General features: G+C 62.0%; 24 protein-coding genes. 12 read left to right on the forward strand and 12 right to left on the reverse strand.

Features of this window, described 5'->3' with window-relative positions:
* The first annotated feature begins 2 nt into the window (after window positions 1–2).
* The gene (locus tag N1037_03950) at window positions 3–449 is read left to right on the forward strand and encodes a molybdenum cofactor biosynthesis protein MoaE (GenBank protein ID UWS80192.1); all 447 of its coding nucleotides are present in this window, start codon (window positions 3–5) and stop codon (window positions 447–449) included.
* Window positions 450–1,021: 572 nt separating this feature from the next.
* Here the strand turns inward: N1037_03950 and N1037_03955 are convergent.
* From N1037_03955 to ubiA, 3 genes are read right to left on the reverse strand one after another with little or no spacing between them, the layout of a single operon-like run.
* Window positions 1,022–1,339, reverse strand: coding sequence for a hypothetical protein (locus tag N1037_03955; GenBank protein UWS80193.1), 318 nt, complete (start codon window positions 1,337–1,339; stop codon window positions 1,022–1,024).
* A complete protein-coding gene (locus tag N1037_03960) occupies window positions 1,336–3,258 on the reverse strand; it encodes an OmpA family protein (protein ID UWS80194.1) in 1,923 nt (640 codons plus the stop codon). The genes N1037_03955 and N1037_03960 overlap by 4 nt, the downstream gene beginning before the upstream one ends.
* Before the next feature lie 60 nt (window positions 3,259–3,318).
* On the reverse strand, window positions 3,319–4,281 hold the full coding sequence (gene ubiA, locus N1037_03965; GenBank protein ID UWS80195.1) for a 4-hydroxybenzoate octaprenyltransferase: 963 nt from the start codon (window positions 4,279–4,281) through the stop codon (window positions 3,319–3,321).
* A gap of 12 nt (window positions 4,282–4,293) precedes the next feature.
* Here ubiA and N1037_03970 point away from each other — a divergent pair, with 12 nt between their 5' ends.
* The 4 genes from N1037_03970 to N1037_03985 all read left to right on the forward strand — a co-directional run bounded on the left by N1037_03970 (window position 4,294) and on the right by N1037_03985 (window position 7,889).
* Complete coding sequence (locus N1037_03970; protein ID UWS80196.1) at window positions 4,294–5,019, forward strand: 16S rRNA (uracil(1498)-N(3))-methyltransferase; 726 nt, start codon at window positions 4,294–4,296, stop codon at window positions 5,017–5,019.
* A 2-nt stretch (window positions 5,020–5,021) separates the two neighbouring features.
* Window positions 5,022–5,912, forward strand: a complete 891-nt coding sequence (locus N1037_03975; protein UWS80197.1) for a GNAT family N-acetyltransferase — start codon at window positions 5,022–5,024, stop codon at window positions 5,910–5,912.
* Window positions 5,913–5,926: 14 nt separating this feature from the next.
* Window positions 5,927–6,454, forward strand: a complete 528-nt coding sequence (locus N1037_03980) for a hypothetical protein (protein UWS80198.1) — start codon at window positions 5,927–5,929, stop codon at window positions 6,452–6,454.
* Window positions 6,455–6,518: 64 nt separating this feature from the next.
* Entirely contained in the window at window positions 6,519–7,889 is a 1,371-nt protein-coding gene (locus N1037_03985) for a glutamate--cysteine ligase (GenBank protein ID UWS80199.1), read from the forward strand.
* 63 nt (window positions 7,890–7,952) lie between these two features.
* On the opposite strand, the gene N1037_03990 is transcribed toward N1037_03985, so the two are convergent.
* From N1037_03990 to N1037_04000, 3 genes are read right to left on the reverse strand one after another with little or no spacing between them, the layout of a single operon-like run.
* Window positions 7,953–8,324 (reverse strand): hypothetical protein, encoded by a 372-nt coding sequence (locus N1037_03990; GenBank protein UWS80200.1) that lies wholly within the window; start codon window positions 8,322–8,324, stop codon window positions 7,953–7,955.
* A gap of 19 nt (window positions 8,325–8,343) precedes the next feature.
* Window positions 8,344–8,781, reverse strand: coding sequence for a hypothetical protein (locus N1037_03995; protein ID UWS80201.1), 438 nt, complete (start codon window positions 8,779–8,781; stop codon window positions 8,344–8,346).
* A gap of 36 nt (window positions 8,782–8,817) precedes the next feature.
* Window positions 8,818–9,354, reverse strand: coding sequence for a MarR family transcriptional regulator (locus N1037_04000; GenBank protein UWS80202.1), 537 nt, complete (start codon window positions 9,352–9,354; stop codon window positions 8,818–8,820).
* 130 nt (window positions 9,355–9,484) lie between these two features.
* Between N1037_04000 and N1037_04005 the strand changes: the two genes are divergently transcribed.
* The gene (locus tag N1037_04005; GenBank protein ID UWS80203.1) at window positions 9,485–9,742 is read left to right on the forward strand and encodes a hypothetical protein; all 258 of its coding nucleotides are present in this window, start codon (window positions 9,485–9,487) and stop codon (window positions 9,740–9,742) included.
* 83 nt (window positions 9,743–9,825) lie between these two features.
* Here N1037_04005 and N1037_04010 read toward each other — a convergent pair whose 3' ends face one another.
* Window positions 9,826–10,299 (reverse strand): hypothetical protein, encoded by a 474-nt coding sequence (locus N1037_04010; GenBank protein ID UWS80204.1) that lies wholly within the window; start codon window positions 10,297–10,299, stop codon window positions 9,826–9,828.
* 272 nt (window positions 10,300–10,571) lie between these two features.
* On the opposite strand from N1037_04010, the gene N1037_04015 reads away from it, so the two are divergent.
* The gene (locus N1037_04015) at window positions 10,572–10,922 is read left to right on the forward strand and encodes a hypothetical protein (GenBank protein ID UWS80205.1); all 351 of its coding nucleotides are present in this window, start codon (window positions 10,572–10,574) and stop codon (window positions 10,920–10,922) included.
* Between the two features lie 49 nt (window positions 10,923–10,971).
* On the opposite strand, the gene plsY is transcribed toward N1037_04015, so the two are convergent.
* From plsY to N1037_04040, 5 genes are read right to left on the reverse strand one after another with little or no spacing between them, the layout of a single operon-like run.
* Window positions 10,972–11,577: a glycerol-3-phosphate 1-O-acyltransferase PlsY gene (gene plsY / locus N1037_04020; GenBank protein UWS80206.1), complete on the reverse strand. Its 606-nt coding sequence runs from the start codon at window positions 11,575–11,577 to the stop codon at window positions 10,972–10,974.
* Window positions 11,577–12,887: a dihydroorotase gene (gene pyrC, locus N1037_04025; GenBank protein ID UWS80207.1), complete on the reverse strand. Its 1,311-nt coding sequence runs from the start codon at window positions 12,885–12,887 to the stop codon at window positions 11,577–11,579. Before pyrC ends, plsY begins: the two co-directional genes overlap by 1 nt.
* On the reverse strand, window positions 12,884–13,279 hold the full coding sequence (locus tag N1037_04030) for a hypothetical protein (GenBank protein ID UWS80208.1): 396 nt from the start codon (window positions 13,277–13,279) through the stop codon (window positions 12,884–12,886). Before N1037_04030 ends, pyrC begins: the two co-directional genes overlap by 4 nt.
* A gap of 1 nt (window position 13,280) precedes the next feature.
* On the reverse strand, window positions 13,281–13,817 hold the full coding sequence (locus N1037_04035) for a hypothetical protein (protein UWS80209.1): 537 nt from the start codon (window positions 13,815–13,817) through the stop codon (window positions 13,281–13,283).
* Window positions 13,818–13,821: 4 nt separating this feature from the next.
* On the reverse strand, window positions 13,822–14,808 hold the full coding sequence (locus tag N1037_04040) for an aspartate carbamoyltransferase catalytic subunit (GenBank protein ID UWS80210.1): 987 nt from the start codon (window positions 14,806–14,808) through the stop codon (window positions 13,822–13,824).
* A gap of 184 nt (window positions 14,809–14,992) precedes the next feature.
* Between N1037_04040 and N1037_04045 the strand changes: the two genes are divergently transcribed.
* From N1037_04045 to N1037_04065, 5 genes are all read left to right on the forward strand, one after another.
* Entirely contained in the window at window positions 14,993–15,793 is an 801-nt protein-coding gene (locus tag N1037_04045; protein ID UWS80211.1) for a uracil-DNA glycosylase, read from the forward strand.
* 12 nt (window positions 15,794–15,805) lie between these two features.
* Window positions 15,806–16,405: a metallophosphoesterase family protein gene (locus N1037_04050; GenBank protein ID UWS80212.1), complete on the forward strand. Its 600-nt coding sequence runs from the start codon at window positions 15,806–15,808 to the stop codon at window positions 16,403–16,405.
* The gene (locus N1037_04055) at window positions 16,402–17,028 is read left to right on the forward strand and encodes a LysE family translocator (GenBank protein UWS80213.1); all 627 of its coding nucleotides are present in this window, start codon (window positions 16,402–16,404) and stop codon (window positions 17,026–17,028) included. The genes N1037_04050 and N1037_04055 overlap by 4 nt, the downstream gene beginning before the upstream one ends.
* Window positions 17,029–17,036: 8 nt before the next feature.
* The gene (gene moaB, locus N1037_04060) at window positions 17,037–17,579 is read left to right on the forward strand and encodes a molybdenum cofactor biosynthesis protein B (GenBank protein ID UWS80214.1); all 543 of its coding nucleotides are present in this window, start codon (window positions 17,037–17,039) and stop codon (window positions 17,577–17,579) included.
* A gap of 172 nt (window positions 17,580–17,751) precedes the next feature.
* Window positions 17,752–19,236, forward strand: a complete 1,485-nt coding sequence (locus N1037_04065; protein ID UWS80215.1) for an HlyD family efflux transporter periplasmic adaptor subunit — start codon at window positions 17,752–17,754, stop codon at window positions 19,234–19,236.

Here is a 19,236-nt window from a genome sequence, read left to right on the forward strand (position 1 = left end):
GCATGCAGGTGCGGGTGCAGCATGAGCGTTTTGAGCTCGGGGCACAAAGCGATGCCTTTGCCGCCAGGGTTGGTGGTGCTGGCGCGATTGTCACCTTTACCGGTGTGGTACGCGATGCGGATGCCGGGGATCTGGTGGCGATGGAGATTGAGCATTACCCGGCGATGACCCAAAAGGCGCTGGAGGCGATAGCCGCTGAGGCCAAGACCCGCTGGTCGCTGGCGGATGTGCTGGTGATACACCGCTACGGCCGCCTGGTGCCGGGCGAGCGGATCATGATGGTGGCCACAGCCGCGCGCCATCGCAAACATGCTTTTGAGGCGGCTGAATTCCTGATGGATTATCTGAAGTCGCGGGCGCCCTTCTGGAAGAAGGAGATCCTGGCGGATGGCCAGGCGGATTGGGTGGCTGCCAAGGCAGATGACGAGGCGGCGCTGGAGCGCTGGTAGTTGAGCGGCGCAGCCGGTGTGGTAAAACAACAAGACGTCAGGTCCAGCAACAGGGGGGGGGCTCCCGCCTGTTGCGGCACATTCAAGGAATGTACCTGCTCAGTTGGGCCCGGCACCGCGCTGCGCGCGGTGCGGTGGCGTATTGTCGGCAACGGTACCTGTGGTGGCAGCCCTGTTCTAGTGGCCCTGTATTCAGCCGTGTCCAGGCGGTGGAACTGGCCTGCCGGTGAGATCAGCCCTGTTTGGTTGGAGAAGCGGGGAAACGGGTCTGCGGGCTGAGCGGGGCTGCGTGGCGCTGGGCTAGCAGGTGCACGGTGGCGCGCCTCGCGGCAGCGAGGCGCAGGGCCCAAGGCCTTTCAGCGTGGCTATGCCACTCTGAGGGCGCGGGAGCCCCCCCCCTTCTTTGAGGCGCCGTCCATTGAACCTGTCCAGCTTTGAGATCCGGTCCTATTGCGCGGCTTTTTTTCGAGGGAGCACGATCGCCAGGGATGTGATTTTGGCAGATCTGACATCCTAATGACGGCCCGCCCTCGCCAGCCTTGGGGCGCGCGGGCGGGCGGGGGGGAGGCCGCTTAGTCCTGTTGCAGGTAGCTGCGCAGCTCTTCTGCCTCGCGGCGGGCATCGCGCAACCCGTCCATGGCGGCGCTGAGTTCTGCTTCTGTTTGGGTCAGTTGATTGCTCAGCTCTGCCTCGCGTTGCTGCAGATAGGTGATGGCCTGATCGCGGGTTTCTTCGGCTTCGTGCAGTTCCTGGCTCATCCGGTCCAGATCGGCAACGTCGCTTTGGCGCACACGGGTAAACCGGTGCACCAGCCAGTTGGCAAACCAGCCCATGGCGAAGGCCACAAACAGGATGATGGCGGTGGTGAGGATGAACTCTGCTCTGTTCATTGTCCTGTGTTCTCCTGTTCGTTGCTATCCGGGGCTGTTGTGCCCGCAGCGGCGTCCTGCGCTGTTTCGGCGGCCTCTTCGAGGGTGGTTTCTCCCTCCGAGGTGGTTTCGGGGAGGATCAGGCGGAATTCGATCCTGCGGTTGGCTTCCCGCCCTTCCTCGCTGTCATTGGTGGCGATCGGCTGGCTTTCGCCATAGCCGGTGGCAATAAAGGCCGAGGTGCGGATGCGGCGGGCGCGCAGTTCATTCAGGATCGACTGCGCCCGCGCCTGGCTCAGCGTCTGGTTCATGCCCTCGCGACCCTGACTGTCGGTATGGCCTTGTATCTCCAACCGGATTGGTCCGCATTTTTCCAAAATGGTGGCAATGTGATCCAGCACCACGCTGCTGCCCGTTGCAACGGTCGCAGAGCCGGGCTCAAAACCAATCTTGCCGCTGCTGGCCTGCGCTCCGGTCAGCTGTGCAGCACAGAGCTCTGCGCTCAGCGGCTGGTCTTTGGGAGCTGGCGGTTCCTCATAGGTCACCGCCAGCTCGTAACTTTCTGCCTCACCAAGCTTGGCGGCGAGGAAGCCCGACACCTCGGCCAGGGTGTCTTCCTGATGGCTCATGCCGCGCAGCTGCAGATTGTCCGGTGTCACGGTGACGGACCCGCGGGCAAGATGCGACAGGGCTTCCAAACCGGCCAAAACCCGCACTGGCCAGTCGGCGGGCAGATCGGCAACCACACGGGTGGCTGTATGAACCTGATCCGAGCCAAACCGCGCCTTGGCGTAGCTGCTGGCGATATCGCGCGAAATGGCATCGTTGATACGGCCACGCAACTGCACCTGCCCCTCAGGGCTGAGCGTCGCTGTGAACTCCGGGGGGCCGGCGGTGCCATCGCTGTCGGGCACCGGCAGGACCGCATGCAGAGAGAAGACCTCTGGCAGGGCGTTTTCCAGCTCTCCTACGACCTTGTCAAACCGATCAGGGGCGGTGCCTTCGGCGGCAACCAGGGTGATATCGGCATTGGCGATGGTGACGGTGCCCTGCCCCAAGGCGGCAAGGCTGGAAATGCTCAGGGCGCTGGCCCGGGACCAGTTCGGCGACGGCACCCCCATGCCAATGACGCAATCTACCTGGCCCTCAAGCCCGGCGGCACGGGCGGCGCTGAGGATCGCCGCACGGCTTTCGGCGCTTTCGGCAGAGCAGGCATCAAAACGTGCACCACCTTCGCCAATCAGGAAGCGCAGGGTAAAGGGGCTGATCACCGGGCGGGCGGCGGTGATATCGAGCACCAGATGAAGTTCGGGCGGCGCCATGCGGGTCAGTTGGGTCTGCAGTTTGTCTTTTGCGGCATCCGATTTTGCCATGGTGGTGATCTTGATGGTTTCTGCATCCACCGAGATCTTGGCGCGTGGCAACAGCTCCAGCGCCGAAATGGCATAGCGCAGGGCCTCCGACCAGCCGTCTGGCGCCGGATACCGTGCGGTCTCCAGAAGGTCGGCGACCTGTCCTGCCTCTTTCATGTTGTTCAGCTGGTTCACCAGCTCCGCGCGTGAGGTCGTGGTCGGGATCAGGCCAATGATAGAGATGCCACTGTGATTGCGCAGAATTTCCGCCGAAAACCGGGGCGCTGCGATGCCCTTGGAGGGGGGGACCGACATTTCATCAATCACCCGCGAGGCATCCACCACCCCGCCGGCCAGCGATAGCGCGGCAAAGCGGGTGGCCTCATCCGGGGCAACCCCCTGCAGGGTTACGCGCAGCCCGTCAGAGATCACCTCGGCCCAGCCCATGCCGCCTTCGTCCAGGGCGCGGCGCAGGGCGGTTTCGCTGTTTTGCTCCACCGCGGTCACTGCAAAACTGGCCGCAACCAGGCTGATGCCGGCAGCCGCTGCAAAGGTCAGGGTGGGGGTCAAAAGCGAAGACAGGCGCATAAAACGGCTATTCCTTGGAAAAACTGCGTCTTGTGTATAGCCCCGCGCCGGGCGTTTCAATCAGAGGAAGGCTGCCAGAACAAAGAATATAAGCGGAATCAAGCCGGTATCTCGGTTCAGCCGAAACAGCTGCAACAGACGCTGATTGTTCTCGGCGTCAAAGATTCGCAATTGCCAGGTCATATGCCAGCCCATGGCCCAGGGGCCGAGCAAGGCAAGCCCCAAAGCCCAGAAATTGTCATCAAGATCCAGGCTCAGAATAATGGCAAAGGCCATCAGGCTGACAGTGCCAACGATAAAGCGACGCAGCCAGGTGGGGGTATTGGTGCCAAACAACCGGGCGGTGGATTTCACCCCGATCAGCGCATCATCTTCGGTATCTTGATGGGCATAGATGGTATCATAAAACAGCGTCCAGCTGATGCCGGCAAAATACAGGAACACCGCAGGCCAGTGCAGCCCGCCGGTATGTGCGGTCCAGGCCCACAGGGCGCCCCAGTTGAAGGCCAGCCCTAAAAACACCTGCGGCCACCAGGTAAACCGCTTGGCAAAGGGATAGATCGCCACCGGCAGCAGCGCCAGAATCCCCATTGAGATCGCCATCGGATTAAAGGTCAGCAGGATACCAAAGGCGATCAGCGCTTGCGCCACCATCCAAAGGACCGCGCCCCTGACCGTCACCTGTCCCGAAGGGATGGGCCGCGATCGGGTACGTTCAACCGCGCCGTCAATATCGCGATCTGCAATGTCGTTCCAGGTGCAGCCGGCGCCGCGCATCAGCCAGGCGCCCAGGGCGCAGGCAATGGCGATCCAGGCATCTTCCCAGCGCGGGCTTCCATCCCACAGGATCGCCAGGGCCAGCCCCCACCAGCAGGGGATCAACAAGAGCCAGGTGCCAATGGGGCGGTCGGCACGGCTGAGCCGCAGATAGGGGCGGCTCCAGGCTGGTGCATATTGATCAACCCAGTTGTCTTTGACCGCATCTGCGACCTGGCCATCTGGTTTTGGCGCGTCACCTTGCATATGTAGGGCCTCATGAGTGCAAAAATCAGACTGTATGTAGAGCACCCCTTGGGTGCAGGGCAATCCATTCCTCTGACCAAGGAGCAGGCGCATTACCTATTTGGGGTGATGCGGCAGCGTTTGGGCGGCGCTGTGGCGCTGTTCAATGGCAGCGATGGCGAATGGCAGGCCGAAGTGACCGAGGCAGGCAAACGCGGCGGCACCTTGACCTGTCGCGTGCAAAGCAAGCCGTTGCAGATGCCGCCGGATCTGTGGCTGATCTTTGCCCCGATTAAAAAGGCGCGCACCGACTTTATTGTCGAAAAGGCCGCAGAGATGGGCGCCGCCCGCATTCTGCCGGTGGGAACGGAATACACCAATTCCGAACGCATCCGGCAGGACCGGCTGCAGGCCCATGCCGTTGAGGCGGCCGAGCAATGCGGCGGCACCTATGTGCCGCAGGTTGCGGATCTGCAAAAACTGTCGCAGTTGCTGGATCATTGGCCAGCCGAGCGTCAGCTGATGTTCTGCGACGAGGCCGAGGTGGGCAATGCGCTGCAACTGGCGGCGCAGGACCACAAAGACGCGCCCTGGGCCATTCTCATCGGCCCTGAAGGTGGCTTCTCCGAAAAAGAGCGCAAACGATTGCACGCTATGGCGCAGTCCCATGTGGTCAGCCTGGGCCCCCGCATTTTGCGCGCAGATACCGCTGCCGTTGCCGCCATGACCCTGTGGCAGCAAGCCTTGGGGGATTGGTAACAATGCGCCGCGCCACCCAGGCTGATCTTGCCGCTGTGCAGGATTTTTTGGCGCCCCGGGTGGCGACTTCGATGTTTCTGTCCGGCAATCTGCGCGATCAGGGGCTGACGCAGACCGATGCGGGGGACACTGGTCCTGATGCAGGCGCGGATCACCGCAAATCCATGACGCTTTGGCTCAGCGAAGGGGCGGGTCAGATCACCGGGGTGATCGGCTATGCCGCAGCGGGTTATGTGGTGTTTGAGGCCCCGGCGCTGACAGCGGCAGACTATCCGGCGATCCGGGCGGCCCTGTTTGGGCGCGCGTTGTTGGGGCTCAACGGTGCGGTAGATCAGGTGGCTCATTTGGTTGCAGCTTTGGATCTGCCCTGCCACCGCGCCGCAATGGATGAGGTGGAGCCACATTATCATCTGGCCCTTTGCGATCTGACGATTCCAACCGGCGCGGGTCAACTGCGCCCGGCAGTGACACAGGATCTGCCGCTGTTGACCCAGTGGCGCATGGCCTCTGAGGTGGAAATTCTGGGCGCGCGCGATAGCGTCGAGAACCGGGATCGGGCGCGGGCCAGCCTGCAAGAGCTGCTTGCGGCGGATCGGCTGCGGCTGCTGGAACAGGATGGCGTGGTGGTGGCGATGACCAATTTCAACGCCGCCTTACCCGCCATCGTGCAGGTGGGCGGGGTCTATACGCCGCCGGATTTGCGCGGGATGGGATATGCCCGCCGCGCTGTTGCGCTGCATCTGTCTGAGGCGCAGGCGCAGGGGGTAACAGAGGCCATCCTGTTTGCCGCCAATTCCGCCGCCGCCCGCGCCTATGAAGCCATAGGTTTTGCCCAGATCGGCAGCTACCGGATTGTAAATTTTGATCCAGGTATCACATTGGGTGAAACCTGATTGGGAGAGTCGCCATGAGTTTCATTCGTCCCGAGGCCCGCGTGGCGCTGTGGCGCTGGCGCGAGCTGATTGTCGCCACGCTGATGCTGCTGGTGGGGCTGAAATGGGCCTTTACCTCCTTTGGGGTGACGGCAGCCACCGGTTGGGCGCTGGTGGTGGTGGGGCTGGTCATTGCTGTCATCGGCGCTCAGCGGTTGCGCTTTCGCCTCGGCGCGGGTGGTCCCGGCGTGGTGCAGGTGGATGAGGGGCAGATTGCCTATTTTGGCCCGCTCACCGGGGGCGCCGTTGCGGCGTCTGAGTTGCAATGCCTGCGGCTCGATCACACCGCGAAACCACCCCATTGGGTGTTGGAGCAAGACGGCCAGCCAGCCTTGTCCATCCCGGTCAACGCCGCCGGCAATGAGGCGCTGTTTGATGTCTTTGCCGCCCTGCCGGGGCTCAAGACAGAACGCATGCTGAGCGAGCTGCGACGCCAGGGGCCTCACCAGGTCGTGATCTGGGAACGCAGTCCAAGCCGCCCGCCTCTGCACAGGCTGCATTGACACCGGGAACGATTCCGCTCACCACTGATTTCCCAAACCAACCCAACAGGACGGAGTGCCCGGCATGTCCATTCCCCAGTCCGGCGGCGGACCCATTGAGCGCCACGAAGATCTGGCTGAGTATCTGGCCAGTGGCTGCAAGCCACGCGATGCCTGGCGCATCGGCACCGAGCACGAGAAGTTCGGCTATTGCAAAGACACGTTAAAGCCGCTGCCCTTTGAGGGGGAGCGCTCGATTGTGGCGGTTCTGCAGGGGCTGCGCGACAGCTATGGCTGGTCTGAGGTCACCGAAGGCGGCAAGCTGATCGGGCTGGAAAAAGACGGTGCCAATGTGAGCCTCGAGCCGGGCGGTGCCCTGGAGCTGTCAGGCGCGCCGCTGGAGACCATTCACGAGACCTGCGACGAGGTGAACACCCACCTGCGCGAGGTCAAGGATATCTCGGACAAGATTGGCGTTGGCTTTATCGGTCTGGGGGCAGCCCCGATCTGGTCCCATGACGAAATGCCGCTGATGCCCAAGGGCCGTTACCGGCTGATGAATGACTACATGGCCAAGGTTGGCACCATGGGCCGCGACATGATGCGCCGCACCACCACGGTGCAGGTCAATATCGACTTTGGCTCCGAGGCAGACATGGTGCAGAAGCTGCGCGTTGCCCTGGCGCTGCAGCCGGTGGCCACCGCACTGTTTGCCAATTCGCCCTTCTTTGAGGGCAAGCCCAACGGCCATAAGAGCTGGCGCAGCAAGATCTGGCGGCATCTGGACGACAGCCGCACCGGGATGTTGCCCTTTGTCTTTGACGAAGGCTTTGGCTTTGAATCTTATGTGCAATATGCGCTCGATGTGCCGATGTATTTTGTCTACCGCGACGGCGAATATATCAATGCGCTGGGCATGTCCTTTCGCGACTTTTTGCAGGGCAAACTGCCAGCTCTGCCCGGTGAAACCCCCACCATGTCCGACTGGGCGGATCACCTGACCACCGCCTTCCCCGAGGCGCGGATCAAGAAATACATGGAAATGCGCGGCGCCGATGGTGGCCCCTGGCGGCGTCTTTGTGCGCTGCCGGCCTTTTGGGTGGGCCTGACCTATGACCAAGGCGCGCTGGATGCGGCCTGGGATCTGGTCAAGGGCTGGGACGGCGAAACCCGCGAAGAGTTTCGGGTCGCGGCCTCCCGCGACGGGCTGCAGGCTGAGGCCAACGGCATCAAGATGCATGATCTGGCCCGCGAAGTGGTGGCGATTTCAAACTCCGGCCTGAAAAACCGCGCCCGTCCCGGCGCTGGTGGCTTGGTGCCCGATGAGACCCATTTCCTCAACGCGCTGAAAGACAGTCTGGACAGCGGCAAAGTGCCGGCCGATGAGCTGTTGGAGCGCTATCATGGTGACTGGGGCGGCGATCTGACCCGGATCTACGCCGACTACAGCTACTAAATAGAGACCAAACGACAAATAGGGGCGCCGCTGAGACGCCCCTTTTTCTTGCTGCTGTTGATCCTAGGCGGCGCTTGCCAATGGATCGGGGGTGGTGGGGGCCGCGTGCGGCGGGGTCAGGGCTTCGCGGACGACGGCCCGCAGGGTTGCCACCGCGTGACCAAAGCCGAGGCCGAGGCAGAGGGCTGCAAAGCCCAGGGCGGGCAGGACGCCAATAACACCCATATCCATAAGCGGAATGGTGGAGCCTACCAAGGCGACGCCGCCAAAACCGATCATCCCATAGCCGGTGGCGATAGTGACCGCCGCAGCCCTGGCGGCGCGGCCAGAGGCGGGGCAGTCCCCAAGTAATTTTCCGATCTTCAGGATCATGAGCGCCATTGCGGTGACCATGACTAGGCCGAGGCCGATGTAGAGGCTGATGTGAAGAAGCATGGGTAAGGTCCTTTCAAAGTCAGATGGTTTGTTTGTAGAAATCGCGTTCAAATCTGCCATAGATATAGCCACTGACCGCGCCCCAAATAGGCGCGAAGGCGCTGCCGAATATGAGGAAAAAGCCGGGAATGCGTTGGTTTGTGTCGGTTAGAGCGGTGAAGAAGAGCATCGGCAGACAGAGTAAAACAAAGCTGGTGAAGGCCAGCATGGCCCATCTGCCTGACGTTACTGTGTTGCGGCGCATGTCGACCAGCAGCACCGGAATGCCAATGAGCAGATAAAGCGGGCCGCCAAACACCACTGCCATGACGGGGATGGCCAACAGAGGCGCGCCAATTGTTGCCACAACCAGCGGGCCGCCAACAATCGCCAGGGCAAAGGCAACCGGGTCCACCAGCTGTGTTGGGGTTGTTGCTTTGGGGAATAAGATGCATGAACTTGCAGTTATTTCTGTCATTTGTGAAATCTCCGGGTAAAATTTTTTGCGCCAGGTTTAGTCCTTGGGTTTACCCCCTGGCAGGAAACGCACCAGCTTGGCGCCGAGTTTCAGCACTGCCAGATGCACGGATCGGGGCAGGCGGGCAAAATCGACATACCAGTCGTCAAACATCTGCATCACCCGCAGGGTCTCGCCCATGCGGTCCTTGACCACCGCAGGGGTTTTGTCCGTTTCGGCCTCTTGCATCACCGCGTCCAGCGCCCGCAGGGTAGGGGCAAATTCGCGCTCGCGCCGGGCCTTGATCACTGCATCAACCAGATCAAACATGTCGCGGATCGAGGTGAAGTGATCGCGTCGGTCGCCCAGCTGACGTGATGCCTTGACCAGCCCCTGGGACTGCAGCTCTTTCAGCCCGTTGGAGACATTGGAGCGCGCCAGATTCAGCGTTTCGCAGATCTCATCGGCGGTCATGGCGTCGGGGGAGATATGCAGCAGCGCGTGGATCTGCGCCACCGAGCGGTTGACCCCCCATTTGGAGCCCATCTCTCCCCAGTGGAGGATAAAGTTCTGCATGGCGGGGGTGAGGTTCATTTTTCCTGTCCTGTATTTTCTGTAATGACAGAAATGAATGGAAAGTCGAGTCGCGTCAAGCATTTTTTCTTGATTGCAGGGGCGCGCAGCTTGCACAGTGGTGGATATTTTTAATCTGGGAGTTTGGGAAATGCGTGATCTGTTTATAGGACTATTTGAGAAACTCGTCGGCGCTGTCGTGATCCTGCTGTGCCTTGGGGTTCTGATCGCTGCGGGCGCGGCCCTTGTGGCACCTGGGCCAAATGGCGGTTTGCTGCCGGCGCTGGCAATCCTCGTGGGGGGATCAATCTATGCCATTTTGATGGGCGGGATGATGTATCTGTTTTTGGGCGTCTACCACAACACCAAACGCACAGCTGAAGCGATCGAGGCGCTTGCCAAACGCTAATTTGAACCAAAACAAAACCGGCGAAGCCTTTGGGCGTCGCCGGTTCCACATTTTACCAGTTCAGGAAAATACCTGTGATTGGCTTACTGCTGCAGGGCTGCAGGCTCGATGTCTGCAATGTTTGCCCAGTGGCCGTTGGCGTCCTGGACAAAGCCTGGGATATTGCCTTCCCAGCGTTCCTGAATGTCCTTGGACAGGTTCAGGTACAGTGTGTTGTCGACGATTTTCCAGTAGGTTGGGTCGCCGTCGAATTTAAAGCCCATGGCGGCGCCAAAGGCGCAGTAGCCGCCATATGCGGGCAGATATGCTTCGGGGTTGGCCTCAAACTGCGCTTTGTGCTCTTCGGAGGCAAAGCGGTAGGTCGCGTCATTAAAAACAGTTGTGATTTTGTAGCTGCCTTTGGCGGGGGCGCCGTCGGTGAAATAGGCGACGGGGTCGTAGCCCTGCATGGCAAGACCGGTGGAGGATGCGTTCAGCTCAACGCCTGCGGCCAATGCCGAAGTTGCCATTGCAACGGAAAGTGCCACGCCGCTCAGCAGGGATTTAAATGTGTTCATCAGATCGTTCCTTTTCCTGTCCAGTCAGGGGCTGCTTTAGCGGCTGACCGGCACGTATGAGATTTGTATGATCGCCTGTCTGGCTGTCATGGACCCCATGTGGAGAGGGGGTCGATCACGTTCAATCAAACTGTTTTTGATTGCGCATATACTCAGAACTGCTGTGCGTGGATGCGCAGACCTGGCGCATCACAATATGCGGAGGTCCTTATTTTGCTGACAAATTGCCAGGGGTGCGGCACAGTAAAGCCAGTGTGCAGGAGGAATTCGCGATGAATGTTTTTTGGTCACGCCGGGTGGTGATTGCCGGACTATTTGCATCCACTCTCTTGGCAGCGGGCGGCGCCCTGGCCCAAAGCGTTACGGGGCTGTACCGGGCAGAGGGGCGCAATCCCGATGGCAGCAGCTATAGTGGCACGGTGCAGATCCGCGACAGCAAGGGTGTGATCAAGGTGAATTGGCAGGTCGGCAGCCAAAGCTATTCTGGCAGCGGCACCCGCAGTGGCGATGTGATTTGGGTGGATTGGGGGGATCAGTATCCGGTTGTCTATGTGCGCATGCCCAGCGGCGAGCTACACGGCACCTGGGCCAATGGCCGCGGTCTGGAACGGCTCATCCCCTAATGCCACAGGCGCGGCATTAGGATGGCGCTAAGCGGCGGCGGGCGTCAGGCTATTTCTGCCCGATACGTGGCTCACTTCCCGAGATCAGCCTGTTGATATTGCCTCCATGGCGCCAGAACACCAGGGCCGTCAGCAAAACCGCAAGCAGGATCACCGACGGGTAGCCCATCAGGTAACACCAAAGCGGTGCAGACAGAGCTGCAATCAGGGCGCTTAGGGAGGAGATCCGGCTGATGGCGGCACTGGCCACCCAGATCAGGCAGCAGGCGATGCCGACGGGCCAGGCCAGTGCCAACATCAGCCCCAGGAAGGTTGCTACCCCCTTGCCACCCTTGAACTTCAGCCAAACCGGAAAGCAATGGCCGAGGAAGGCCGTGAGCCCAGCCAGTTGCGCCGCGTCTTCGCCTGCCAGAAAACGCGCCAACAGCACCGCCGCCGCGCCCTTGCCGCCATCCAGGATCAGCGTCGCTGCCGCGGCGGCTTTGCTGCCGGTGCGCAGCACGTTGGTGGTGCCAATATTGCCCGAGCCTATCTCGCGCAGGTTTCCCAGCCCCATTGCCTTGGTCAAAACCAGACCAAAGGGGATCGACCCCAGCAGATAGCCAATCACGGCCCAAAGCAACAGGATGGTGGCGGCACTTTCGATCAGGGGCATCAGTCTCTCCGGTATACCGGCGTACCGGTGACATAGGTTGCCAGCACTCTGCCCTGCATCCGCTGCCCATCATAGGGCGTATTTTGCGATTTTGACTTCAGCTGGAAGCGATCCATTACAAACGGCATGTCAGGATCAAACAGCACCAGATCCGCCGGCGCCCCGGCGCTGAGCCGACCCGAGGCCAGCCCCAGCCGTTTGGCCGGGTTCAGCGCCATGGCGCGAAACAGTGTTGGCAGGTCCATGAGTTCTGCGTGATACAGCCGCATTGCGGCCGGTAGCAGGGTTTCCAGCGCCACGGCACCGGCGGCGGCTTCCTCAAAGGGCAGGCGTTTGCTTTCTTCATCCTGCGGCGTGTGCATTGAGGAAATCGTGTCGATCAGCCCGCTGCGCACCGCCTCGGCCACCGCCAGCCGGTCGTCTTCTGATCGCAGCGGCGGTTTCACCTTAAAGAAGGTGCGATAATCGGCCACGTCCAGCTCGTTCAGGGTCAGATGGTGGATCGAGGTGCCGGCGGTGATGTCCAGCCCGTTTGCCTTGGCCCGTTCCAGCGCGGGCAGGGCGCGGGCGGTGGTGATCTGATCGGCGTGATATTTGGCGCCAGTCATTTCCAGCAGCGCAATGTCGCGGTCCAGCCCCATGCGTTCCGCCATCGGCGACACCGCAGGCAGCCCCCGCAGGGCGGCAAACTTGCCCGATGTTGCGGCAGCCCCGGCGCTAAGCAGGGGTTCTTGCGGGTGGGCAATCACCAGTGCGCCACACGAGCGCGCATAGGTCAGCGCGCGGGAAAACACTTTGGTATTGCTGACCACATGGTCGCAATCGGAAAAGGCCACCGCGCCGGCATCCATCAGAAAACCAATCTCGGTCATCTCGCGCCCTTCGCGCCCCTTGGTCAGCGCCGCCATGGGCAGCACATGCACCGGTGCGTCGGCCTGGGCGCGGCGGGTGACAAACTCCAGGGTTTCCGGGCTGTCGATGCTGGGGCTAGTATCGGGACGGGTGACAATGGTGGTCACACCGCCAGCGGCGGCGGCGAGGCCAGCGGTCTTATAGCTTTCCTTGTGGCGCTCGCCCGGCTCGCAGACTTTGACGCCGATATCGACAATGCCGGGGGCGAGGCATTTACCCTCACAGTCGATGATTTCGACAGCGCTGGTATCAATGTTTCGTGCACGAAACAGTTGCGCGGGCTCCGTACCCTCGGGCAGGAGTTCGGCAATCTTACCATCCTGAACCAGCAGGCCCCCCAGGCTATCGGTGCCAGCTTCGGGGTCGATCAGGCGGGCATTGATAAAGAAAAGGGTCATGCAACGGGCCTTTCGATGGCGTGATTTAGGGCAGCGACGGTGGTGCTGGGCGACGATTGATACTTGATCAGATGCTTGTCACCGCCTTTGGTGATCACCTGCACGTAGGATCCCATGGTCTTGACCGCTGCGATCTGATCCAGTGGCACCCTGCGCTCGGCGGGGCCGGTTAGCACGCCGTCAGAGATCCGCCAGATCACGGCCAGTTCTTCGCTCATCATGTACCAGCCGCGCAGTCCGATGGCGCCCAGGCCGCCGATGGCTCCGGTCCAGACATGAGGATTGCCAACGGCCCAAAGAATGACCATCCCGGCCACCATGGCAATCGCTGCCATCCAGGCATGGGCGGTGATATAGGCGCTGCGGTTGGGGGTGAATTCGATCACAGTCATCTCAAAACACCAGAACATAGAGGGTGAGGGCAATAAGCAGCATCACCACGGTAAAAAGGCTGGCGCCAATGCGCCGGGCGGCAGCGCGGGTGTCGCGCGGCGAAGGTCTGGCACCGGTGTAGAGCTTGCTGCTCTCAGGCGCAGGCTGGGGCGGGGCGCTCCAGCTGATTGGCCGCTCACCGTAGCTGGCGACATGGGTGATCTGGTTGGAGAGCGTCAGGCGGCGGGCGGCACCCCCAAAGGCGCGCGAGCGCAGCAGCAGCACATGGCCCTGCAATGCGGCGAGCCGCTCCCGGTCCGGGGTGATCTCAGTCTCGGCAATGCCGCAGCCCTGGGTGAGATAGCCCGCCAGTCCCAGCTCTTCGAGGTCCGAGACCGGGAAGATCTCCACATGGTTCAGGTCAATCTCATCAATTCCCAGCACCTGAGCCAGGGCACCGGGTTCGCGCAGGAAACGGGCCTGTTCGGGCGCCATGTCCAGATTGAAAATCCGGATCACGCCACGCTCTTCGGCTGGAATTTCGATCACACCTTGCACAGGATCAGCCTGCTGCCGGGGTGTTGCGGCTTTGGCGCAGGTTTTGCGCCAACAGATCCATTGCGGCCATGCGCACGGCGACCCCCATTTCCACCTGTTCCTGAATCACCGACCGGTTGATGTCATCGGCCAGGGTGCCGTCAATCTCAACGCCTCGGTTCATCGGGCCGGGGTGCATGACGATGGCATCGGGTTTGGCATGGGACAGTTTTTCAGCGTCCAGTCCGTAGCGGTGAAAATACTCGCGCTCAGAGGGGATAAAGCCGCCATCCATCCGTTCCTTTTGCAAACGCAGCATCATCACCACATCGACGTCTTTCAGGCCTTCGCGCATGTCGTCGTAAATCTCGGCGCCAAAGTCGGCGAATTGGCCGGGAACCAGGGTGGGTGGGCCAATCAGCCGGATGCGGTTTTCCATCTTGCCCAGCAGGATCAGGTTTGAGCGCGCTACGCGGGAATGTGCGACATCACCGCAGATGGCGATGTTCAGCCGGTGCAGGCGACCTTTGGCGCGGCGGATGGTCAGCGCATCCAGCAGCGCCTGGGTTGGGTGCTCGTGTTTGCCGTCGCCGGCATTCAGCACCGCGCAGTTGACCTTTTGCGCCAACAGATCCACCGCGCCGGAATGTGGATGGCGCACCACCAGCAGATCGGGGTGCATGGCGTTCAGGGTCATCGCGGTATCAATCAGGGTCTCGCCCTTTTTGATCGAGGAGGCCTGCATCGCCATATTCATCACATCAGCGCCCAGACGTTTGCCGGCAATCTCAAAACTTGCCTGGGTGCGGGTGGAGTTTTCAAAAAACATGTTGATCTGGGTGAGACCCGCCAAGGCGTCTGAATGTTTCTCGGGGCGGCGGTTCAGATCGACATAGCTGTCGGCCAGATCCAGAATCGCGGTGATCTCATGGGGTTTGAGCGGCTCGATCCCCAAAAGATGGCGGTGGCCAAAACCGGTGGGAGAGAGGGGGGAAGAGGTTGGGGAAGACATCTGGGCAGGCTCCGCTCTGTTTGTCGCACCTTATAGGCAGCACGGCCTTTTGGGGCAAGGTCGATAGGCGGGTTTGATTGCGGCTGCCCCGGCCAAATCACCGCAGGTGCGACTGCGGCACTGCGGCTGCGGTGGCCTGCATTAGGGGTGTTCCGCTCACCCGCGTGGCGGGGTAGCTTAGGCCATGGAATCGGCAATTGATTATTGGAGCGCCAAAGCGCTGTTGGAGTGGCAGGTGGAGCTTGGCGCCACCGAAGCCCTGTGTGAAGAGCCGGTCAACCGCTATGAGCTGGCCGCGCCTGCGCCCAAGGCGCGTCAGGGGCAACAGTCGGATCAGGCCTCTGGTCAAAAGCCCGGTATGCCGCCCCCCGTTGCCCCCAGGCCCAAACCCGTCGATCCGGTGGCCGAAGCCCGCAAAGCCGCCGCTGCCGCGCCGGAACTGCCCTCGCTGCGGGCGGCCCTGGCGGAGTTTCGTCATTGTGAGCTCAAGCTGGGCGCGCGCAATCTGGTCTTTGGCGATGGTCAGCCCGGCGCGCGGGTGATGGTAATCGGCGAGGCCCCTGGGCGCGAAGAAGACCAGCAGGGCAAGCCCTTTGTCGGCCCGGCGGGGCAGTTGCTGGACCGGATGTTGGCGGCGATTGATCTGGATCGGGCCAAAAACGTTTATATCACCAATGTGTTGCCTTGGCGGCCACAGCAAAACCGCGACCCCAGCGCGGAAGAGATCGACATGATGCTGCCCTTCCTGGCGCGGCATGTGGAATTGGCGCAGCCGGACATTCTGGTATTGATGGGCAATATCAGTTGTCAGGCGGTGCTGGGCAAACGGGGCATCTCGCGGCTGCGCGGGAATTGGGCCGAGGCCTGGGGCAAGCCAGTGCTGCCGATGTTCCACCCGGCCTATCTGTTGCGCCAGCCCGAGCAAAAGCGCGCGGCCTGGGCCGATTTGCTGGAATTAAAGGCGCGGTTGGGCGCGCCAAACTAGGGATCTTTGCAGATGAAAATACTGGCCTTTTCCGACCTGCACCTGTCTGCTGCCCATGCGGAGGCACTGGTCGCGGCCAGCGATCAGGCGGATCTGGTGATTGGCGCCGGGGATTTCTGCAATCAGCGCAAAGGTCTGGATCAGGCCATGGCACTGCTGGCCGACATCGCGCCTCCGTTGATCACTGTGGCGGGCAATGCCGAAAGCGCGTCGGAGATGCGCGCTGCTGCCCTGCCGGGGATGCATGTCCTGCACGGTGAGGGGATGGAGTTTGGCGGGCTGCACTTCTTTGGCCTTGGCGGTGGTATCCCCGCGCCGCCCTTTGGCGCGTGGTCCTACAACCTGTCAGAGGCTGAGGCCGAGGCGCTGCTGGCGGGCTGCGCGCGCACTGATATCCTGATCTGTCACTCCCCGCCCAAAGGACAGGGGGATGCGACCTCGCTGGGGCTGTCTGTTGGCTCCACTTCGATCCTGCAGGCGGTGGAACGGCTGCAGCCGCAGCTGGCTCTGTTTGGTCATATTCACGACAGTTGGGGATTTCGCGGTCAAATCGGCACAACCCTGACCGCCAATCTGGGGCCAGAGCCTAACTTTTTTGACGTCACACCATGATTGACCCCATCACTCTTTTGACCTTTGTGCCGGCGGCGCTGGCACTGAACCTCACCCCCGGCGCTGATATGATGTTCTGTCTGGGGCAGGGGCTGCGGTCGGGGCGCAGATCGGCGCTGGCGGCCAGTGCGGGGATTTCTGCCGGCGGGATGGTACATGTGGCGCTGGCCGGGCTGGGGCTGGGCGCGGTTGTGAATACAATGCCAGGGCTGTTTGATGTGATCCGCTGGCTTGGCGTGGCCTATCTGCTGTATCTTGCCCGGGGCGCGCTGCAGGCGCCAGCCAGCGCGGCGCAGCCCGGTCAGCCGCCGGTTCCGGCCTCCCGTGCCTTTCGCGCCGGGTTTTGGGTCAATCTGACCAACCCCAAGGTGATCCTGTTTGTGTTGGCCTTTGTGCCACAGTTTGTGGTGCCCGAGGCCGGGCCGGTACTGGGGCAATTCCTGATCTACGGCTTGGTTCTGGCGCTGGGGGGCTTTGTCATCAATGGGCTGGTTGGCGTCTTTGGCAGCGCCGCCGGTCGCTTTCTGGCCCCAACCTCGCGGGCGGGTCTGTGGCTGGGCCGCATCTCGGCGGGTATATTTGCGGGGCTGGCACTCAGGCTCGCGCTTTTGCAAAAGACATGAGGTCTGCTATGTCACGTATCGACGAAACCATGGAGTTCATCCCGGTCCGTATCGCCATCCTTACCGTCTCGGACAGTCGCAGCCTGGCGGAGGATCGTTCGGGGCAGGTGCTGGTCGACCGGTTGCAGGCGGCGGGGCATATCCTGGCGGATCGCCAGATCATGCCGGATGAACGGGGCGAGATCGCCGATCAGCTGCGCGCCTGGGTGGCAGACCCGGCGGTGGATGTGGTGATTTCCACCGGGGGCACCGGGCTGACAGGGCGCGATGTCACGGTTGAGGCGCACCGGGATGTCTATGAAAAAGAGATCGAGGCCTTTGGCACCGTCTTTACCATCGTGTCGATGAAAAAGATCGGCACCTCGGCGGTGCAATCGCGCGCCACAGGGGGCGTTGCAGGCGGCACCTACATGTTTGCGCTGCCCGGCAGCCCCGGCGCCTGCAAGGATGGCTGGGACGAAATCCTGGCGATGCAGCTGGATTACCGGCACCGCCCCTGCAATTTTGTGGAAATAATGCCGCGTTTGACCGAAACCCAGCGACGGAAGTAACGCCACGGTGCGTGTATTCGAATAAGACGCACACTATGTACAGTGATATGTGCCAATAAGGCGCGGCACAGGGAGGCTCAGCAGGGGGCCCTCAGAGCGGCGCCTTGTCTGGCAAAGAAACATATTTGATAGGGTAGCAGGGGCGATCCCCAGCCACCAAAGGGAATAAGGCATGCGCTTTTTGCGGCATAGTTTGACGGGTTTGTTTCTGGCGGCAGTGGCAGCTGCGCTGATGCTCTATGCGGGGCAGATGGTGGTGGGGGCGGTGCAGACACGGCTCAACGCCGAACCGCGCAAGACACCAGCGCGCGAACGGGTTTTTGCGGTGAACCTCGTCACTGCCGATCTGCAAGAGGTGACGCCTGAACTCATCGCCTTTGGCCGGGTTGAAAGCCGCCGGACGCTGGAGCTGCGCAGCGCTCAGGGTGGGCGGATTATCCATTTGTCCGACCGTTTTGAAGAGGGCGGCGTGGTCCAGGCGGGGGAGATCCTGATCCAGATCGACCCCTCTGATATGCAGGCGGCGCTGCAAGAGGCCGAGGCCGATATGCAGGACGCCCGCGCCGAAGAGCGCGACGCCACCCGCGACCTGATCCTTGCCAAGGATGAACTGAAGGCAACACAGGATCAGGCGCAGTTGCGGGCCCGTGCGCATCAACGCCAGTTGGAGCTGCAAGAGCGTGGTGTTGGCACCACCGCAGCGGTTGAGGCGGCTGAGCTCACTGCCGTGCAGGCGCGCCAGGCGGTGATTTCGCGGCGCCAGGCGGTCAGCCAGGCCGAGGCCCGTGTTGATCAGGCGGCCACCCGGGTGGCCCGCAGTCAGATTGCCCTGGACAGGGCGCAGCGCGACCTCGCCGATACCACCCTGCGTGCCGGATTTGATGGCACCCTGCAGGCGGTTACCCTGGTCGAAGGACGTCTGGTTTCGGCCAATGAAAAACTGGCAGAGCTGGTCGATGGCGATCAACTGGAGGCCGCATTCCGGGTGTCTACCCTGCAATATGCCCGGTTGCTGGGCGCTGATAATCGGCTCAGCCCAGCCCCGGTACGGGTGACTCTGGATGCGGCGGGCGCCGGGCTTGAGGCAACGGGGCGGCTGTCGCGCGCCAGCGGCGCGGTGGGAGACGGACAAACCGGGCGATTGCTCTATGCCAGTCTGGATCTGACGCCAGGGTTCAAACCGGGCGATTTTGTCACCGTGAAGGTCAGCGAGCCGCCGCTCTTGGCTGTGGCGCGGGTGCCGGCTTCGGCGCTGGGATCCGATGGCACGGTGCTGGTGCTGGGGCCTGAAGAGCGGTTGCAGTCGCTGCCGGTTGAGCTGCTGCGCCGACAGGGCGATGATGTGCTGATCCGCGGCGCGGGGCTGGAGGGCCGACAAGTGGTGACTGGCCGTACGCCGCTTTTGGGCGCCGGGATCCGGGTGCGCCCCCTGCATCAGGACGCAGGGACGACACAGCCAACCCCCGCGACTGAGCGGTCGGCCACGGCGGCCGAGCTGATTGAATTGTCAGAAGAGCGCCGCGCCAAACTGGTCGCCGCCGTCGAAGGCAGCGCAGGCTTGCCGGATGCGGCCAAGGAGCGGATGCTGGCGGCCCTGGCCAAGGCGCAGGTGCCAGCCGGGCTGGTCAACCGGATCGAAGCCCGGATGGGGGGATAA

Source organism: Phaeobacter sp. G2 (assembly GCA_025163595.1).
Taxonomy (GTDB): Bacteria; Pseudomonadota; Alphaproteobacteria; order Rhodobacterales; family Rhodobacteraceae; genus Pseudophaeobacter.

Coding starts and splice junctions, on each gene's coding strand:
- N1037_03950 (UWS80192.1), top strand. CDS start 3: ATGCAGGTGCGGGTGCAGCATGAGCGTTTTGAGCTCGGGGCACAAAGC.
- N1037_03955 (UWS80193.1), bottom strand. CDS start 1,339: ATGAACAGAGCAGAGTTCATCCTCACCACCGCCATCATCCTGTTTGTG.
- N1037_03960 (UWS80194.1), bottom strand. CDS start 3,258: ATGCGCCTGTCTTCGCTTTTGACCCCCACCCTGACCTTTGCAGCGGCT.
- ubiA (UWS80195.1), bottom strand. CDS start 4,281: ATGCAAGGTGACGCGCCAAAACCAGATGGCCAGGTCGCAGATGCGGTC.
- N1037_03970 (UWS80196.1), top strand. CDS start 4,294: ATGAGTGCAAAAATCAGACTGTATGTAGAGCACCCCTTGGGTGCAGGG.
- N1037_03975 (UWS80197.1), top strand. CDS start 5,022: ATGCGCCGCGCCACCCAGGCTGATCTTGCCGCTGTGCAGGATTTTTTG.
- N1037_03980 (UWS80198.1), top strand. CDS start 5,927: ATGAGTTTCATTCGTCCCGAGGCCCGCGTGGCGCTGTGGCGCTGGCGC.
- N1037_03985 (UWS80199.1), top strand. CDS start 6,519: ATGTCCATTCCCCAGTCCGGCGGCGGACCCATTGAGCGCCACGAAGAT.
- N1037_03990 (UWS80200.1), bottom strand. CDS start 8,324: ATGCTTCTTCACATCAGCCTCTACATCGGCCTCGGCCTAGTCATGGTC.
- N1037_03995 (UWS80201.1), bottom strand. CDS start 8,781: ATGACAGAAATAACTGCAAGTTCATGCATCTTATTCCCCAAAGCAACA.
- N1037_04000 (UWS80202.1), bottom strand. CDS start 9,354: ATGAACCTCACCCCCGCCATGCAGAACTTTATCCTCCACTGGGGAGAG.
- N1037_04005 (UWS80203.1), top strand. CDS start 9,485: ATGCGTGATCTGTTTATAGGACTATTTGAGAAACTCGTCGGCGCTGTC.
- N1037_04010 (UWS80204.1), bottom strand. CDS start 10,299: ATGAACACATTTAAATCCCTGCTGAGCGGCGTGGCACTTTCCGTTGCA.
- N1037_04015 (UWS80205.1), top strand. CDS start 10,572: ATGAATGTTTTTTGGTCACGCCGGGTGGTGATTGCCGGACTATTTGCA.
- plsY (UWS80206.1), bottom strand. CDS start 11,577: ATGCCCCTGATCGAAAGTGCCGCCACCATCCTGTTGCTTTGGGCCGTG.
- pyrC (UWS80207.1), bottom strand. CDS start 12,887: ATGACCCTTTTCTTTATCAATGCCCGCCTGATCGACCCCGAAGCTGGC.
- N1037_04030 (UWS80208.1), bottom strand. CDS start 13,279: ATGACTGTGATCGAATTCACCCCCAACCGCAGCGCCTATATCACCGCC.
- N1037_04040 (UWS80210.1), bottom strand. CDS start 14,808: ATGTCTTCCCCAACCTCTTCCCCCCTCTCTCCCACCGGTTTTGGCCAC.
- N1037_04045 (UWS80211.1), top strand. CDS start 14,993: ATGGAATCGGCAATTGATTATTGGAGCGCCAAAGCGCTGTTGGAGTGG.
- N1037_04050 (UWS80212.1), top strand. CDS start 15,806: ATGAAAATACTGGCCTTTTCCGACCTGCACCTGTCTGCTGCCCATGCG.
- N1037_04055 (UWS80213.1), top strand. CDS start 16,402: ATGATTGACCCCATCACTCTTTTGACCTTTGTGCCGGCGGCGCTGGCA.
- moaB (UWS80214.1), top strand. CDS start 17,037: ATGTCACGTATCGACGAAACCATGGAGTTCATCCCGGTCCGTATCGCC.
- N1037_04065 (UWS80215.1), top strand. CDS start 17,752: ATGCGCTTTTTGCGGCATAGTTTGACGGGTTTGTTTCTGGCGGCAGTG.